This is a genomic window from Streptomyces spinoverrucosus, assembly GCF_015712165.1.
Lineage (GTDB): Bacteria > Actinomycetota > Actinomycetes > Streptomycetales > Streptomycetaceae > Streptomyces > Streptomyces spinoverrucosus_A.
In genome coordinates, this window is the sequence record NZ_JADPZX010000003.1 from 294,114 (window position 1) to 311,646 (window position 17,533).

Sequence of the window (17,533 nt, forward strand, 5' to 3'; positions counted from 1 at the left end):
CGGTCACGTCGTCCTACGGATGTCGTCCGCGGCCGGTACTCAGGGGCGACGAACGACGCCGGGCCCGGCCGGTTCACGTCGCGCGGGTTCGCGCCCACGTGGCTGCCGAGGCTCCGGTCGTGAGGGTGCGGGCGGGATGGAGTGCTCGGCCGGTTCGCCCGGCGTGACGGTGAACGGTTCGCCGTGGTGGCGGAGGTCCAGAGGCTCGCCCTCCACAAGGACGTAGCGTGCCGTGTCGGCGCGGATCTCGACCCGCAGCCTGCGGCCCCGGATCAGCACGGTGAAAGCGAGCCCGGCCAGCTGCTCGGGGAGGCGGGGCGCGAACCCCACCAGCGACTCGCCGTCGCCGCCGTACTGGCGCATGCCGCCCAGTCCCAGCACCAGCGCGATCCACGTGCCCGCGAGGGAGGCGATGTGCAGCCCGTCGCGGGTGTTGTGCTCCAGGTCCTGCAGGTCCATCAGAGCGGCCTCGCCCAGGTAGTCCCAGGCGAGCCGGAGATGTCCGGTCTCGGCGGCGAGGACGGACTGGCAGCAGGCGGAAAGGGAGGAGTCCCGGACGGTGAGGGCCTCGTAGTAGGCGAAGTTCCGGGCCTTCTCCTCGTCGGTGAAGGCGTCGGGGCAGGTCAGCATGGCCAGGACGAGGTCGGCCTGCTTGACCACCTGCTTGCGGTACAGGTCGAAGTACGGGAAGTGCAGCAGCAGCGGGTACTGCTCCGGTGCCGTCGCCTCGAAGTCCCACTGCTCAAGGGTGGTGAAGCCCGCCGCCTGCTCGTGCACGCCGAGCCGGTCGTTGTACGGCACGGCCATGCGGGCCGCGGTGTCCTGCCAGGCGGACGCCTCATCGGCCGAAACTCCCAGCTCTGCCGCCTCATCGGGGTATCGCAGCACGCAGGCCGCGGCCGCCCTCAGGTTCCGCCGGGCCATCACGTTGGTGTAGAGGTTGTCGCGGGCGATGGCGCTGTACTCGTCCGGTCCGGTGATCCCGTCGATGTGGAAGACGCCCTCGGCGTCCCGGCAGCCCAGCGAGTGCCACAGCCGGGCGGTGTGCACCAGGAGCTCCAGACCCGGACCTCGCTCGAACAGTTCGTCGCCCGTGGCGGACACATACCGCACCACCGCGTCGGCGATGTCCGCGTTGACATGGAAGGCGGCCGTGCCGGCGGGCCAGTAGGCGGAGCACTCCGCGCCGCTGATGGTCCGCCAGGGGAAGGCCGCCCCGGACAGACCGAGCTGGCGGGCCCGCTCCAGCGCCGCCGGCAGGCTCTCCTGCCGCCAGCGCAGGGCCGAGGCGACGCTGTGCGGGGCCGTGAAGGTGAGGACGGGCAGGACGAACGACTCCGAGTCCCAGAACGCGTGTCCGTCATAGCCGGTGCCCGTCAGGCCCTTGGCCGGTACGGCGCGCCGCTCGGCCCGAGCTGCCGCCTGCAGCACATGGAACAGGGCGAAGCGGACGGCCTGCTGGATCTCCTCGTCACCGTCCACCTCGACGTCCGCCCGGGACCAGAAGTCGTCGAGGTAGGCCCGCTGTTCGGCGAGCAGGCCCTCCCACCCGGAACTGCGGGCGGCGGCGACCGCGCCCTCCACCTGGTCCCGGACGGCCGGCAGCGACCGCTGCGCCGACCAGCCGTACGCCACGAACTTGACCAGCCTCAGCCGTCGGCCGGGTGCCAGGGCGGCGGTGACGGTGAGGCGGCTGACGTCGGGTTCGCTCTCGGCCGACCAGGACGTGCCGTCGGGCCCCTCGACGAGATGGTCGGCGGCGGCACCCACCCGCTGGACGCTGCGGCCGGTGCAGTGCAGCAGGCGCAGCCGGGTGCCCTGCGCGAAGTCCTCCTCCGCGCGCAGCGGTGCGTCGATCACGGCGGAGACCCGGGGATCGCCCGAAGTACGCGGAAGCTGCTCGTTGGCGACCAGCTCCGACTGGACGGCCACGGTGACCGGGGTGTCGAGCGGCTCCACCACGTACTCCACGGCGGCGATCGCCCGCTGGGTGAAGGACACCAGGCGGCGCGATACCACCCGGACCCCGGTCCCGGCCGGGCTGATCCACTCAACGGTCCTGCTCAGCACACCGGTGCGGAAGTCCAGCACCCGCTCATGGGCGACGAGTTCGCCGTAGCGCAGGTCGAACGGCTCGTCGTCGACCAGCAGCCGGATGATCTTGCCGTCGGTGATGTTGACGGCGGTCTGGCCGGACTCCGGGTAGCCGTAGCCCGCCTCGGCGTACGGCAGCGGATGGACCTCGTGGACCCCGTTGAGGTAGGCGCCGGGCAGCCCGTGCGGTTCGCCCTCGTCGAGGTTGCCGCGCCAGCCGATGTGCCCGTTGGCCAGGGCGAACACGGACTCGCTCTGGGCGAGGACGTCGAGGCTCAGCTCGGTCTCGCGCAGGCACCAGGACTCACAGGCGAAGGACGGGTGGGTGATCACCGTGCTTCCTCCAGCAGCTGGGCGAGGTCGGTCACGACGAGGTCCGCCCCGTGCCGGCGCAGCTCGGCCGCCTGGCCGACCCGGTCGACGCCCACGACGACACCGAAGTTTCCGGCACGCCCTGCCTCCACACCGGCCAGGGCGTCCTCGAACACCGCCGCCGCACCGGGATCGACGCCGAGGAGACGGGCCCCGGCGAGATAGGTGTCGGGCGCGGGCTTGCCGTGCAGGCCCTGCTCGCGCGTGGTGATGCCGTCCACGCGTCCTTCGAACAGGCCCTCGATACCGGCCGCGACCAGCACGTCACGACAGTTGGCGCTGGAGGAGACGACGGCGCGCCGCAGACCGGCGTCCCGGGCCGCCCGCACGAAGGCCACCGAGCCCTCGTACGGCTCCACGCCCTGCTCACGGATCATGCGGAGCACCAGCTGGTTCTTGCGGTTGCCCACGCCCTGCACGGTCTCCTGGTCCGGCCCGTCGTCGGGTGAGCCGTCGGGCAGTTCGATGCCGCGCGAGGCGAGAAAGGTGCGTACCCCGTCCTCGCGGGGGCGTCCGTCGACATAGTCGTCGTAGTCCTTGACGGCGTCGAAGGGCACGAAGGTGTCGCCCTCCCGTTCGGCGCGCTGCCGCAGGTAGGCGTCGAACGTCTCCTTCCAGGCGGCGGCGTGGACCTTCGCGGTCTGCGTCAGGACGCCGTCGAGGTCGAACAGACAGGCACGGATGTGATCGGGAAGGCCCAGCATGACTCACCGTCCGTCCGGCAGATACCAGTGGTGGGGCCGTACGAGCCGCTGGATGCTCTCCGGCCCCCAGGAACCCTTGGGATACGGCTCGACCGGCGGCGGGTCCTTCAGCAGGGGCTCGGAGATTTCCCACAGGCGATTGATGCCGTCGGCGCTGGTGAACAGGGACTGATCGCCCAGCATGGCCTCCAGGATGAGGTGCTCGTAGGCCTCCAGGGCATGGTCCTGGGTGAAGGAGCCCGCATAGTCGAAGGTCAGCTCGGCCGTGCTGAGCCGCAGGTCGGGGCCGGGTTCCTTGGCCAGGAAGCGCACGGTGATCCGGCCGGGGTCGTCGAAGTCGATGGCGAGCGTGTCGCAGCGGGCCGTCGCGCTGTCGTGGGCGGCCGCCGGGAACATGCGCAGGGGCGGCCGCCGGAACGTGAGGGTGACCATGTGACGTCCCTCGGCCAGCGCCTTGCCGGAGCGGAGGTGGAAGGGCACCCCGGCCCAGCGCCAGTTGTCGATCTCGACCCGGAGCGCGGCGAAGGTCTCGGTGTCGGACGTGGGGGCGACACCGGGCTCGTCGCGGTACCCCTCGTACTGGCCGCGCACCACATGCGCCGGGTCCACGGGCCGCAGACTGCGGAAGACCTTGCTCTTCTCCTCCCGCAGGGATCGCGCGTCGAGCGTCGGCGGAGGCTCCATCGCCACGAAGCCGAGCAGCTGGAAGAGATGGGTGACGATCATGTCCCGGAAGGTGCCGGTGCCCTCGAAGAACCGGGCGCGGCCCTGGATGTCGATGCTCTCCGGTACGTCGATCTGGACATGGCTGATGTGCTCGCGGTTCCACACCGGCTCGAACATCCCGTTGGCGAAGCGCAGCGCCAGGATGTTGTCGACGGACTCCTTGCCGAGGAAGTGGTCGATGCGGAAGACGCGGGACTCGTCGAAGACGGCATGGAGGGTGTCGTTGAGGGCGCGGGCCGAGGCGAGGTCTGTGCCGAAGGGTTTCTCCACGATCACTCGGCCGTCCTCGGCCAGCCCTGTCGCGCCGAGCATCTCGACGACCGAGCCGAAGGCCACCGGCGGTACAGCCAGATGGAACAGCCGCCGAGGACTGCCGCCGACGGCGCGCTCGGCCTCGCGCACGGCGGCCAGGAGCGGGCCCGGGTCCCCGGGGTCGGCGGCCCCGAACGACAGCGCCTGTTCGAACGCCTGCCACGGGGGTCCCTCGGGCGCCGCCCGGCCGAACCGGGCGACGGCCTGCCGGGCATGCTCGCGGAACTCCTCGTCGCCGAGGGCGTCGGCGGCGGGTGCCGAGCCGATGATGCGGTACCGCCTGGGCAGCAGTCCGGCCTTGGCCAGATGGAACAGACCGGGCAGCAGCTTGCGCCGCGCCAGGTCGCCGGTCGCTCCGCAGATGACGATGACGTGATCGTCGGGGAGCCGGCCTTTCGGGGCGCCGGAGAGGGTGACGTCGTGCCGGTCGTCAGTGGCCATGGTCTGCTTCCCCGTCCTCGGGTGACCCAGGGTCCTAAGGGCACCGTAGTGGCGACGGCGAGCGTCGGCTGAGCGGGCGTGCTCCAGGTGGGGGCCGGTGGCATGAGCCGACCGTGGCAGGTCCGTGCGTGGCATGCCGCGGGTTTCGCTGATCCACTTGATGACACGCCTGGTCATGCGCCGCCGAGCGGCTTGGGGAGCGCGCTCGACGCCGGAGAGGGGGCCGACGTCGGAATGCGCGGATGGGCCGGGGGCTGTACGGGTAGCGCGGCGCCTCGCCGGTCCACGCGTCAGTCGGGTCCCACGCCGGCAGCCAGTTCGGCCACCAGCCGTGTCGCTGTCGGGACATCGATGCCGTGCCGACCGGCGGATCGCAGCAGCGCCCCGCCGATGGCGTCGAGCTCCAGAGGGCGGCCCGCCTCGGCGTCGCGCTGCATGGACGACTTGGCGTCAGCCGGGAACGCGTCGTAGAGCGCCAGGGCCTTGGCGGGGTCCGCGGGTGCGCCGCAGGCCTGGCTGACAGCGGCGGCCTCCTCGACCAGCGCGGTCAGTTCCGCGCGGCGTTCGGTCCGAACGCGGCCGATGGTGATCCCGTACCGGGTGGTGAGCAGAGCGAACGGCGCGAGGAAGGCCAGCTTGGCCCAGAGCACCGTGGTCTCGTCCTCGGCCACTCGGGTGCGCACTCCGGCGGCCCGGAGCAAGGCGGCCGGCGCGGCGAGCCGGTCCGCCGGCCCGGCCAGATCGATCTCGGTGAACGGGCTGCCGTGTTCGACGGTGCCCGGCGCGACGCGGGTCGACTCGACCCGGATGACGCCCGGCGCGACCCGCTGCGGGCCGAAGTACCGGCGCAACGCGTCCGGATGCTCGATGCCGTTGAGCAGCGGCACGACCAGACCGTCCTCGACCATCCTCGGCGGGATCCGCTCCAGCGCCGCGTTCAGGCTGGTGTGCTTGACCGTGACCAGGCACAGATCGACCGGTTCACGCAGCTCGGTGTCCGCCTCCACGGACGCCGTGAAGTCCCCGAACTGCGCGCTGCGCACACGCAGGCCCTCCTCACGCAGGGCGCGTGCCGTCGTCTCGCCCGCCACGCAGATCACTTGATGTCCGGCTCGGGACAGCAGTGCGCCCAGCAGGCCGCCGATGCCCCCGGGACCGAGCACCGCCACCGTCCATCGCCGGCCGGCGGCGGTGTCCTCGGTACTGGGTGAGGTGGCCAGTACGGCCTGACAGGCAGCCCAGGCGGGTGCGCTCAGCAGTGGACGCAGACGGGTGAACAGGGCGAGGAGGTCGGGGCCCCACTGCTCGCGGAAGGTGGGGTCGAGGCGTGCGATGTCGAGTTCGTTGGCGGCGGACAGTTCGGCGAAGTCGCGCAGCAGGGCACGATCCGGGGTGAACGTGCGGCTCGTGAAGCGGTCGCGGAAGGCAGCGTTCGGATCGGCCAGGGCGGGGTAGGAGGCGCCGCGGTCACAGCTGCCGTAGAAGTACACCAGGGCTTCGGCCTCCGGGCCGATCACCGCGGCCAGCTCCTCTCGGCTGGCGAGGGGCAGCAGGGCGGTGGGGAATCCGTCGGTTCCGTAGCAGGCGTGGCACAGTCCGGCGAGCTGGAGGGCGGGGCGTGCGCCCCACGTGGCGAGCTGCTGCTGGACGCGTTCCAGGTGGGCGAGAAGGGTGCCTCCGGGGTGGTCGATCTCGGCTGCGCCGAGTCGGCGTAGCAGCGAGACGGCCTGGGTGGTGGCGCCTGTCGGACTGGACAAGTGGTTATTCCTTTCGGTCCGTTCCGGGTCGGCACCCGCCGTGCCCTCGCCAATGCGTCCGGATCGCCGCGAAGGCAGCGGGCGGGTTGCCGCCCTGGGCCCTGCAAGGATGATCAACCCTCCCCATATCCAAGTCAATCCACTGATTCGCTGGGGAACACCCAAGCATTACCTTGGAGATGTGACTCTTGACGATCTCCGCATCTTCGCCGCGGTGTGCCACGCGGGCTCCTTGAGCGCCGTTGCCCGCGATCTGTCCTGCACGCAGTCCGCGGTCAGCCAGCATGTGAAACGGCTTGAGCGGGAACTGGGCATCAGCCTGATCGAGCGGCACTCACGAGGAGTTGTGCCCACCCAGGCAGGGCACCTCCTCCAGGCCGCGGTCGCCGACGGCCTGGGCGGAATCGACCACGCGCTGCGCAGAATCGAGGAACTGGCCCGCGGAGAAGGAGGCTCCGTACGGATCACCACCGGCGCCACCACCGTCCGGCACTTCATGTCCGCCGCCGTCGTCGACTTCCGCCGACGCTTCCCTCAGGCCAGTCTCGAATTCCAGACCGAGACGTCAAGTCGTAGTTGCTCCGACGCACTCGCCGCCGGCCGCGTCGACCTCGCCTGGATCACCCTCGGCTCCCCGGTCCAGGGCATCGAGCAGCGCACGGTCGTCGAACTGCCCTGGGCGCTCGCCGTCGCGGCCGGTGACCCCTTTGCGGCCAGACCCTTCATCGAACCGGCCGACCTGCAGAACGCCCGGCTCATCGGGCTGCCGGAGAACTCGATCTCCCGTTCCCAACTCGACTCCTGGCTCACGGAATCGGGGATACGGCCGGTCTTCGACACCAGCGTCGCCGACTGGGACACCGCGATCCTGCTGGCCGAACTGGGACTCGGACACGCCGTCGTCCCCGCCTTGCCCGACTGGCAGGGGCCCGGGCACCCGGACCTGCGCCTGGTCCCCATCCCCGCGCTCCCTGTCCTCACCGCCGGATGGGCGGTCCGCCGCTGGGACACCCTCTCCCCGCTGGCCCGCGCGTTCGCCGACACCGTCGCCCAGCACTGCGGGCAACAGCCCCACCTCTCGGCGTCCGGCACCGACGACGTCCGGACAACGACCTGACGCCGACCGGCTCTACTCGACGGGCTGGGCCACCACTCACAACGCCGGTGCGTCATAGGGCGGTTCGACGCCGACCTCGCTTCGCGCTGCCTGGCATAGGCTCGTTGTGTGCGGTGGCATCAAATACTCGGCTTCGTGGCCGCGGTCATACCCCTCACATTGATTCCCGGCATCTGTCTCACGTTGCTACCGCAGTTCCTCACGTCCAGCCGCCCCGTCGCGCCACAGGTTGCGATCCTCGCGTTCGCACCGCGACGGCGTGCTGAGTCGCATGCTGCAGGTCGGGGTACGTGCCGCGGCGGGCGGCTACGTCCGCTCCACAGGATGGCCGGGCTCGATGCGGCGGGCGTCGCTGAGCCGTAGCAGCGGTTCGCCGGAGCCCTCCCGCGCGCCCCACTCGACCGGGTCGAGGATGAACCCGATGTGGTCGCTGCCGCCGGCGTGCCCCACGACCCGGCCGACGAAGTACGCCTCGCTGTCCTGAAGGACGACGGCGCCGCCGTATCCCTGTCGCCAACGGACGTCCCGGAACTTGTCGACCCCGTCGTCGCCGGTCCGCCCGCCGAAGAGCTCGGCCAGTCCCAGCTGTTCCCGGGCCAGCAGATGGACGGCCAGGAACCGCGCCGAGCGCGCCACCCGGAAGGTCTGGTTGGCCTCGGACAGCCACACCACGAACCGCACGGGCCGCAGGGAGCACTGTGAGGCGAACCCGACCAGGCACCCGGCGCGTTCCCCGCCCGACGCGGCCGTCACCACGCACATGTCGGGATCGAGTCGGCCGGTGAAGGCGTCCATGTCCGCCATGCCTGCGCTCCTCCTGTTCTCTCCCGCCGCGGTCGGCCGAGCCACGGCATCACCTCACCACGTCATCGGCCCGTATGCCATGGGATGGGAGGTACCTCTCCGGAGCCGGTGGGTCTGTCAGCACGGTGCGGTGGTGCCGGGCACCAGCCGAACCCCCAGCCGGTCACGGGCAGAGGGGCTCCTCACCGCCGTCCCGGTCGGACCGTGGCCAGACGTAGGGCAGGTCGTCGGGCACGCCCGGGAAGGCGGCCGCGTACGCCTCCGGGTCCTTGCGTACGAGTGCGGAGCGGTGACTGCGGTGGAAGGCCTCGTCGCCGAGCCAGGGCGGCAGTTCCCCGGCGGCCGCGAGAGCGGACTGACCGCGCACGCGAGCACCCGGACGGCACGCGCCGAATCCGGCGACCAGGGAGGCCGCACAGCTGTCCTGGTGCCCCTGCTCACGCCATACCCGGCAGACCTCCAGCCCGTACCGGACAAGTGCCTCCTCGTACCCGCTCCACATGCGCACGGCCGGGTGCCGGCGCCAGCCGTAGCCCGGCACGGTCAGCCCCCGCAGAATTTGCAGCGCCTCGACGCGCTGCTTGCCCAGACGGCGGCGGTCGAGCAGCAGGGCGGAGCGCCGGAAGTCCGGATCGGGCAGGAACGTCTGCATGATCGCTGTCCTGACGTGCGGTGGGGGAGGAACTAGTGCCCTGGGGCGGCAGGCCTTCCGGTGCGGGCTGTGGCGGTGGAGCCGGCACATCGGTGCGGCGGCGTACCGTTCAGGGAGAGCGCGAGGACCGCCCGATCGTCGTTGTCGGATCGCGCGGACCAGCGTTCCGAGTCGGTCCGGACGAACGACACGACGGCGTCGGGGCGCGGTGGCTGCTCACCGCGGAACCGTTCGGTGAGCCGCTCCAGGACCGGGTAGAAGACGCCGTCGGCGTCGCGGGCCTCGCTCACTCCGTCCGTGTACACGACGAGAACCTCCCCGGGCCCGAGCGGGTGCACGGTCGTGTCGTCGCCGTCCGCCGCCAGTTTGCCCAGACCCAGGGGCAATCCCGGCGCGGTGATCAACCGTCGGGCGCCCTGAGGGCCGATCACCAGCGGCGAGGGGTGGCCGCGGTCGACGATGCGCACCTCGTTGGCGTCCGGCGGGAATTCCAGGACCAGGGCGGTGACGAACAACTCGGGGTCGCCTTCGTCGGCGGCGGGGCTGTTGCGGGCGATGCTGAGTTCCAGCCGGTCGGCCAGACTGCTGAGGCTCCGCCACTCATGGGCCGACACCCGGAAACTGCCCAGTACCGCCGCGACCGTCTGGACCGCGCCCAGGCCCTTGCCGCGGACGTCGCCGATGATCGCACGTACGCCGAAGGGCGTCTCGCACACGTCGTACAAGTCCCCGCCGACGAGCGTCCCGCCCTCTCCGGCCTCGTAGAACCCGGCGGCGTGCACGGGGCCGAGGCGGCGCGGTACGGGCCGTAGCAGGGCCCGCTGCATGGCTTCGGCGACCGAGTTCGCCCGGATGAGGTGTTGCCGGGTCCGCTCCCGCTGCCAGGACAGTGCGACGCCGGCGATGCCGATGAGGAACGTGGCGATGTACATGGCGATGTGGTGCTGCTCGTCGAAGTGGCCGGGGCGGCGGGCTGCCATCCACATCTGCAGGCCCAGGCAGACCACGGCCGACAGCGCCGTGCCCCGTGGGCCGCGTGTCGCAGCGGCCAGCGGCGGGACGGCGACGAGCATGAAGCTCACCGGCTCACGGCCCCGGACGAGCACTTCCGCGAGCACGTCGAGGGCCACCGCGATCAGCGGCAACCACCACACCCACCCCCGGCGCACGGACGGGGGCCGCAGCGCGGCGAGCAGGTTGCGGACGGACACGGCGCGCCCCCTAGCTTCCGTGCTCGCCGGGGCCGGACACGGAGCCCGCGGATCCGGCCGGCGTCGTGCCGCGTGACGCGCGGTCGGCCGCGTCGGACAGGCCGGCCTCGATACGGGAGAGCTGGCGGGCGAGGCTGTGCAGCCACAGATCGAGGTCGACCAGCACGGGCACCGGCATTCCGCCCGGCTGCGTGGCTCCCGCCCACGACCCCGCCTCCCGCGCCCGGTCCAGTCGCGGCCGTTCGCCCGTGCACAGGGCGGCGAGCCGGTCGGTGGTCTCCGCCAGTGTCCGGGCGCCGTCGCGTGCCCGGTCGGCGGCATCCCGGGGCAGAGCGCTGGTGGGCAGGTCGACCCGGGGCAGCCATTGGGCGCCGAGCAGGATCTGGTTGGCCGCGATGAGCACGGCGTGCCAGTCGGCGTGAGGGGGCGCGCTGCCCGCCGGTTCGCTGCGGAACTGGGCGTAGGCGGACTCGGCGAGGCGCAACCGGTGCAGAGCGGGGAACGTCGGCGGGGCAGCGGCCGAGCCCGGGGGCACGGCCGTCAGCACCTCGACGGTTCCCTTGATCAGTGGGCCGCACTCCCGCAACAGGCCCGCCATGGTCCGGCGCACCTCCCGCCGGGCGCCGGCCGGCCAGGCCAGCATCGCGCACAGCAGACCGATGGCACTGCCGGTCACCACGTCCACGATCCGCTCCTCGGCCAGTTGCCAGGACGCCGGGGCGATCTGGGCGAACGCGGTGGCCACCACGAGGGTGAACAGTCCCTGCGCCCAGGCGATGCCGAACAGGGGCCCGAGCGCGAAGGCGATCAGCATGCCCGGCGCGAGGATCGCGGCGTACGCCTCGGTGTGCCGGCCGAGGCCGATGAGCAGGGCGCCCGCCACGACGGCACCCACGAGATTGCCGACGACGGCCTGGCGGATGGCCGACCAGGTCGCCCCCACGGTGGTGCGGCTCAGTGTCAGCACCGCCATAAGCACCCAGAAGCCGTGGGCCAGGTCGAGCGAACCGGCGACGAGTCGTGCGGCGGCGAGCGCCAGCGCGATCCGCAGGGCGTTCTGGAACTGGACCGAGCGGAGCGTCATGTTGCCGGTGATCCGGCGCACCCACAGGCAGGGCGTGGAGGCCGCCGTGTACCAGAACAGCTCCCGCGGCTCGATCGGCGGGGTGCGCCGCCCGTCGAGGCCGACGCGTACGGAGATCTCCAGGACCCGCACCGACTCGGCGACGGCGAGCAGCGCCGCCTGCCGACTCAGCACCGGCATCGGCGGAACCTCGGCGGCGGGCCCTGTCACCTGCCGCATGCGCGTCCGCTGAAAGCCGTCGATCGCCTCGTTCATCCGCTGCGGGCCGGGGGCGGGTCGGCCCTCCCGCAGGGCGGCGGCGGTCTCGTGGCACAAGGTCGCCACCTGGGGCAGCAGCGCCCCGGACGCCGTGTCGGGACGAGCCCGGCCGCGTTCGCCGCCGCCCACGTCGTCCCGGACGAGCTCGCGAAGTTCCCCGGTCTCGGTCAGATGGGCCAGCTGTTCGAGCAACCGGCGGGTGGCGGACCCCGCCTGCGAGAGGCCGCGGACCGCGCGGCCCGGGCCGGAGGGGCGTTCGGCGGGCGGCGTCCCGGACAGTCGCAGCCGCGCGCCGGCCGCCCGCAGGGCCTCGGGGGAGAGACGGGTACGCCCGGCGATGGTGTCGCCCGCCGTCGCGAGGGCCTCCGCGAGGGTCGTCCGGTACGCCTGGCCCGGCGGCTGCGGCAGCACGAACAGCTCGCACAGCGCCAGCACCACCACGCCGAAGGTGAGCCCGGCCAGCCGCAGCCACAGGGTCTGGGGTTCGTACGGCGGGAAGCAGGCCAGGATGTAGAAGAGCTGGAGTCCCGGTGCCGCCCCGGCCGGCCGTGGCCCCGCGATCGCCGCGAAGGCGAGGGCGAAGCCCACGACGAGCATCCCGAGCACCGCCGCCCAGGTCGCCACCGCCAGCACGGTCCCCAGCGCCACCAGCACCAGGCCCACCGGCAGCGCCTTCAGCATCACCTCGGCCCGCTGCCGCCCCGACCCGGGGATCGAGGACAGCAGCCCCAGGGCGATCGGCGCGAACAGCCCGTACAGCGCCGACACCGGCTCCTGGAGCCCGTACAGGAAGGGATAGAAGCCCGCGGACGCGGCGAGCGTCACCCGCACCGACCGGTGCAGGATCTCGGTCCGCTGCGCTCCGCCCTTCACGGCACACGCTCGCCACGACGCGCGTCCGAGCGGAGCGGCGGCACCCCGCCGAGGACCACGAGCGGCCGGTGGCGTACTGCCATGACGACGAAGGAAGCCGCCAGGATCACCCCCGGCGCGACACCGCCCAGCGGGCATGCCGTGACATGGCCGAGCGCGATCACGGCCGTACCCGCGACCGCGCCGGCGAGCAGGGCGTCCCTGCGCCCGAAGAAGCCGAGCTGGATGCGGAACAGAGCGACCGCGATGAAGGCCCCCCTCCGCGCGGCCGGCGAAGCCTCAGCGCGCATGAGCACGTTCCTCTCGGGCGGCGCCGCGGTGTCGTGGGCGGGGCGGACATGCACGACCCGATGCCATTGTCGGCCGCCCCTGAACGGACCGCAGCCCGGGAACACGTCCGCACCTCGGGCCCCGGCCCAGGGCCGGGACCCGAGGTCGAGGTCCACCGAGCACCTATGTCCTGCGAAGCGCGGGCATCGTCACTTCCGGTAGCCGAGGATCGTCATCATGCCGGACTCGGAGTGGTACTGGTTGTGGCAGTGCAGCATCCACAGGCCCGGGTTGTCGGCGTAGAAGTCGATGACGATCTTGCGGTGGGGCAGTACGTGGGCGGTGTCCTTGCGGGCTCCGGCGGCGTCGATGCCCGTGAGGGAGAACGTGTGCCCGTGCAGATGCACCGGGTGCCACATGTTGGTGGCGTTGATGAGGGAGATGCGGACCCGTTCACCTTCCCGGATCGGGATGCGATCTTCGATCGAATAGGGCTTGTGGTCGAAGCTCCAGTTGAACTTCTTCATCCCACCGGTCAGCTTGATGCGCATCTCGCGGTCCGGGTCGTCGTCGTTGAGGGCCACGGATTCGTGCGGCACGAGCCGCCTGGCGGGTACGACCCGGCCGTCGAGTTCGTCCGGGTGGGCGGTGGGCCGGGGGTTCGACCCGCTGCTGGTGCGCAGGACCGCCAGGGCCCGCGCGCCCTTGCCCTCGGCGAGCGCCACCAGCGGGAACACCCCGTCCTGGGCGGTGATGAGCACGTCGTAGCGCTCGGCCATGCCGAGCAGCAGCGCGTCCGTCGTCGTGTGCTCGACCGGGTAGCCGTCCGTGTGCGTCACCGTCATCTCGTGACCGCCCAGTGCCACCCGGAAGGCCGTGTCGCCCCCGGCGTTGATGATGCGCAGTCGAATGCGGTCCCCCGGACGGGCCCTGAAGACCGAAGGGGCCTGTGGGAGACGGCCGTTGACCAGGTAGTGCGGGTAGTCGACGTTGCCTCCCTCGCTGTGCAGCATGCGGCTGTGGGACCCGTGCAGGATGCGGGAGGGACCGGCGGACCTGCGGGAGGCCGACTCGTGCGCGCCGGCGGACTTGTCGCGGTCCGGACCGTGGTGTGCGGCGCCCTCGCCCATGTCCATCGGCGGCTTGCCACCCCGCAACTGCGCCAGTACGCCGTCCGGAGTGGAGCCGGACACGCCGTCCAGCCAGTCGTCCAGGACGACGACCCACTCCTTGTCGTAGGACAACGGCTCCTTGGGGTCCTCGACGATCATCGGGGCGTACAGGCCGCGGTCGAGCTGCATGCCCGAGTGCGAATGCAGCCAGTAGGTGCCCGGGTGCGCCACGGCGTAGCGGTAGGTGAACTCCGCGCCGGGTTTGATGGAGTACTGGGTCAGACCTGGCACGCCGTCCATGTCGCAGCGCATCCGGATACCGTGCGAGTGCAGCGTCGTCGACTCGCTCAGATGGTTGGCGAGCGTGAGGTCGAGTACGTCGCCCGCGGTGATCCGCACCTCCTTGCCGGGCAGCGTGTCGCCGTACGCCCATGACCTGACGGTCCGCCCGCCGAGGTCCAGGGACGTCTCGGTGGCGGTGAGCTTGAACTTGCGGACGGGACCGGACCCGCGTTTCTTCTCCGCGGCGAGGACCTCGGGATCTGACGGGTTGACGAATCCCCTGGGTCCCCTCGGGACGAAGCCGCCGCTGGTGTGCCTGCCGCCCCTGTGGCCGGTGGCTCCGGCCTCGGGGCGCTTGTCGGACCCGGAGCAGGCGGTCAGGGTTGCCGAGCCGACGGCCACGATGGAGGCACCGAGCAAGGTGCGCCGCGTATGTTTCTGCATGAATGAATAAGACCCGTTTTGTGGTCATATTTGTGAGAACCGAGGCGGCGCGTCTTGTGAATCGCGGGCATCGCCCGAGGGGAGCATCGGCCACGCCGTCCAGCCGCCGGCAGGCCACGCCGCGCCCCCGAACGGCGTACGAACACTATGAACAGAAGAGGTCAGGCCATGGCTCGGCGTCCCGCCCGTTCCTAGCATCGCAGCGCGCGGCGCGAGGAAGCGCCGGCGGAGGCAGGGAGCGGAACCTTGATCAGACGCACCCCGACACGGCAGTCAGGCAGTCGTCTCCCCAGGAGGCTTCGCACGGCGCTGGCCCTCGGCGCCGCGAGCGTGCTCGTCGGTACGCTCACCGGCGCGACGCCCGCCGGCACGGACGCCCGGCGCCCCACAACAACCACCTGCCCCGGCGACCTTGCCGGAAAGGCCACGTGCTACACCGGGCAGGACGAAAACGGCGCCCACTACGCGATCGCCGTGCCCGAACGCTGGAACGGCTCGCTCGTCGTGCACGCCCACGGCGGCCCCGACCTGGGCGACGCCTCCGACCCCGAGCGCAGCCTCGACGACCTGGGGCGGTGGTCGGTGATGGTGGAGCAGGGCTATGCCTGGGCCGGTTCGTCGTACCGCCGCGGGGGCTACGGCACGCGGATGGCCGCCGCCGACACGGAGAACGTGCGTCGGCTGTTCGTCTCGGAATTCGGCGGGCCGCGGCGGACGTACGTGCACGGCCAGTCCTGGGGCGGGAACGTCGCGGCCAAGGTCGTGGAGGTCTACGGCAGGAAGAACGGCCCCTACGACGGGGCGCTGCTCACCAACGGCGTACTCGCCGGCGGCTCCCGCGGCTACGACTACCGCGTCGACCTGCGGGTGGTCTACCAGTACTACTGCCACAACCACCCCCGGCCCACCGAACCTCGGTACCCGCTGTGGCAGGGGCTGCGTGCCGACTCCACCATGACGGCGGGCGGCCTGCGCGCCCGCCTCCAGGAGTGCACCGGCTACGCCTCCGCCCCGCAGGACCGCACCGCGCCGCAGCAGCGCAACCTCGACGACATCCTCGCCGTGACGAGGATTCCGGAACGCACCCTCGAGTCGCATCTGCGATTCGCCACCTTCACGTTCCGCGACATCGTCCACGAACGCCTCGGCGGCCGTAACCCGTTCAGCAACCGGGGCGTGTGGTACTCCGGATCGCACGACGACAAGGCCCTCAACGCCGGAGTCGAACGCTTCTGGGCCGACCCGGCCGCCGTGCGGGACCTGTCCTACGACAGCGATCTCACGGGCAAGGTCGCCATCCCCGTCCTCACCCTCCACGCGATCGACGACCCGACGGCGTTCGTCGAGCACGAGGCGGCATACCGCGCCACTCTGCGGGGCGCCCACCGCGACCGCCATCTCGTACAGACGTTCACCGAGGAGCACGACCACAGCGAGCTGAGCGCCTCCGAGTACGCCAACTCCGTCTCCGCCCTGGATACGTGGGTACGCACCGGAAGGAAGCCGACTCCGCGGTCGATCGCGGCGTCCTGCGCGACGTTCGACCGCACCTACGGCACCGGGTGCTTCTACGACCCGGACTTCCGTCCCTCGCCCTACGCCGCGCGTGTGACACCGCGCCCGGGGGGTCTGAACTGGCCTGCCATGACCGCGAGGCAGGAGAAGGCCTGGAGCCGCATCGAGGGCGTCGGTATAGCCCCCTAGGGGGCGCGGTGTCTCATCCCGAGATCGAGTCGAGCTGTTCGGCGGCCGGCCGCAGTGGCCACAGGTCCCCTCCCGGCGGTGCCTCCAGCCGCGGGACGGCTTTCCTCGCCGCCGCGTCGCCCGCGTCCGCGGCCGCGCGGACCACGTCGCCGGCCGCGTACCGGTGGAACTCCAGCTCCGGATGCGGCCAGTCGGCCGCGCCGGTCGCGGCGGGCAGCAGATACCGCACGGCTTGGGCCAGACTCTGGCCGTCGGGGCCGCGGTGCGCCCACAGGTCCACGCCGACATGGTGGCCGACTGCGGCCAGGCGGGTGTGGGCGACGAGGGCGAAGGCCGAGTAGTGCCAGCTCCTGGTGCGCGCCAGCTCCAGGGGCTGGCCGCTGTCGGCCGCGATCTGGGTGTCGATCCGCTTGGCGGCCGCCTCCCGCACGGTCCTGCGGGCCAGCCCTTCGTCACCGGTCGAGAAGGCGAGGGCGCCGACCAGCATGTCGTAGAAGGTGCCGTGGTTGTTGGTGGCCGCGGCCTCCTGCCTGCCGAACGCGCTGGTGGTCAGCCAGGTGAGGAACGCGGTGTTCCACCGCCTCATGCCGACGCGGTCGCCCTTCGTCCAGCCGGGAGCGCCGGCGTCCAGGATCGCCAGGGCGTCGACGACACTCGTGTACGACTGCGAGAAGTCGATGATGCCGATCGCTCGTCCGTCGCACTTGCACGGGATGAACTGGGCGTGGCTCAGGTTCGGGTTCATCCGCGTGGCCGGGTCCAGGAACCAGGTGCGCAGGATCTGCGCGGCCTTCTGCGCGTACCGCCGGTGGCCCGTGTAGTACCAGGCGAGCGCGAGGTCGTACGTCGAGTCGAAGACCTTCTCGACGTCCTGACGGTCGGTGCCCGAGTCGACCTCGGGGTTGCGTTCCCCGTCACGCTGAACGTACGGGCAGCCCCACGGGTTGTCGGGTGAGGGCGTCGTGGTCGGCCACCAGTAGGGCGCCTGACTCAGATAGTCGTGCACGTCGCCGCTCGGCGCGGGGCGGGCTTGTCCACGACCGTCCACGGGCCCCGGTCCAGCCACCCGTCGGCGCGCCGCGTCAGGATCGCGACGGATCGACGCAGTTCGGGGTCGCCGCGCTGGAGGTCGGCCTTCGCCTGCCGGAGCCGGGCGCCGTCGAGGACGGCGGTCCTGGGTGTCACCAGTGCCGCGCTCGCGGAGGTGGAGGGCACCAACGCGGCCAGGAGGGTCGTGATCAGGGCCAGCACCACGGCCCGCGCAGATGGTCCAGCCATCGCGCCTCAATTCATGTGAGTGAACGAGATTCACGTTC

Annotated in this window: 12 protein-coding genes and 2 pseudogenes; 2 read left to right on the forward strand and 12 right to left on the reverse strand. The window is 71.7% G+C overall.

Translation table 11 applies throughout. The features are described 5' to 3' along the window. Positions 1-39: 39 nt before the first annotated feature. The 5 genes and pseudogenes from I2W78_RS38875 to I2W78_RS41800 form a co-directional block, all read right to left on the reverse strand. Positions 40-2,427: a glycoside hydrolase family 65 protein gene (locus I2W78_RS38875; protein ID WP_196465469.1), complete on the reverse strand. Its 2,388-nt coding sequence runs from the start codon at positions 2,425-2,427 to the stop codon at positions 40-42. Then, a complete protein-coding gene (locus I2W78_RS38880; RefSeq protein ID WP_196465470.1) occupies positions 2,424-3,170 on the reverse strand; it encodes an HAD family hydrolase in 747 nt (248 codons plus the stop codon). Before I2W78_RS38880 ends, I2W78_RS38875 begins: the two co-directional genes overlap by 4 nt. 3 nt (positions 3,171-3,173) lie before the next feature. Beyond that, positions 3,174-4,649: a glucose-6-phosphate dehydrogenase gene (gene zwf / locus I2W78_RS38885; RefSeq protein WP_196465471.1), complete on the reverse strand. Its 1,476-nt coding sequence runs from the start codon at positions 4,647-4,649 to the stop codon at positions 3,174-3,176. 290 nt (positions 4,650-4,939) lie between these two features. Beyond that, positions 4,940-5,869 (reverse strand): ketopantoate reductase family protein, encoded by a 930-nt coding sequence (locus I2W78_RS38890; RefSeq protein ID WP_196465590.1) that lies wholly within the window; start codon positions 5,867-5,869, stop codon positions 4,940-4,942. Positions 5,870-6,172: 303 nt separating this feature from the next. Beyond that, positions 6,173-6,571: pseudogene (locus I2W78_RS41800) on the reverse strand (DUF6817 domain-containing protein); the annotation flags it as partial. Positions 6,572-6,587: 16 nt separating this feature from the next. Here I2W78_RS41800 and I2W78_RS38900 point away from each other — a divergent pair. Then, the gene (locus I2W78_RS38900) at positions 6,588-7,523 is read left to right on the forward strand and encodes a LysR family transcriptional regulator (RefSeq protein WP_196465472.1); all 936 of its coding nucleotides are present in this window, start codon (positions 6,588-6,590) and stop codon (positions 7,521-7,523) included. 306 nt (positions 7,524-7,829) lie between these two features. Here the strand turns inward: I2W78_RS38900 and I2W78_RS38905 are convergent, their stop codons facing one another. The 6 genes from I2W78_RS38905 to I2W78_RS38930 form a co-directional block, all read right to left on the reverse strand. After that, positions 7,830-8,327 carry a flavin reductase family protein gene (locus I2W78_RS38905; RefSeq protein ID WP_196465473.1) on the reverse strand — a complete coding sequence of 166 codons (498 nt, stop codon included), beginning with the start codon at positions 8,325-8,327 and terminating at the stop codon, positions 7,830-7,832. 163 nt (positions 8,328-8,490) lie between these two features. Continuing rightward, positions 8,491-8,979, reverse strand: coding sequence for an MSMEG_6728 family protein (locus tag I2W78_RS38910; RefSeq protein WP_196465474.1), 489 nt, complete (start codon positions 8,977-8,979; stop codon positions 8,491-8,493). Between the two features lie 32 nt (positions 8,980-9,011). Then, the gene (locus tag I2W78_RS38915) at positions 9,012-10,190 is read right to left on the reverse strand and encodes a PP2C family protein-serine/threonine phosphatase (protein WP_307784049.1); all 1,179 of its coding nucleotides are present in this window, start codon (positions 10,188-10,190) and stop codon (positions 9,012-9,014) included. Between the two features lie 10 nt (positions 10,191-10,200). Further along, the gene (locus I2W78_RS38920; protein WP_196465475.1) at positions 10,201-12,405 is read right to left on the reverse strand and encodes an FUSC family protein; all 2,205 of its coding nucleotides are present in this window, start codon (positions 12,403-12,405) and stop codon (positions 10,201-10,203) included. Beyond that, entirely contained in the window at positions 12,402-12,695 is a 294-nt protein-coding gene (locus I2W78_RS38925) for a hypothetical protein (RefSeq protein ID WP_196465476.1), read from the reverse strand. The genes I2W78_RS38920 and I2W78_RS38925 overlap by 4 nt, the downstream gene beginning before the upstream one ends. A 189-nt stretch (positions 12,696-12,884) precedes the next feature. Then, a complete protein-coding gene (locus I2W78_RS38930) occupies positions 12,885-14,513 on the reverse strand; it encodes a multicopper oxidase family protein (RefSeq protein WP_196465477.1) in 1,629 nt (542 codons plus the stop codon). Positions 14,514-14,759: 246 nt separating this feature from the next. Here I2W78_RS38930 and I2W78_RS38935 point away from each other — a divergent pair, with 246 nt between their 5' ends. Beyond that, entirely contained in the window at positions 14,760-16,217 is a 1,458-nt protein-coding gene (locus I2W78_RS38935; RefSeq protein WP_196465478.1) for a hypothetical protein, read from the forward strand. A gap of 13 nt (positions 16,218-16,230) precedes the next feature. Here the strand turns inward: I2W78_RS38935 and I2W78_RS38940 are convergent. Further along, positions 16,231-17,495 (reverse strand): annotated as a pseudogene (locus tag I2W78_RS38940) (alginate lyase family protein). Positions 17,496-17,533: the final 38 nt, after the last annotated feature.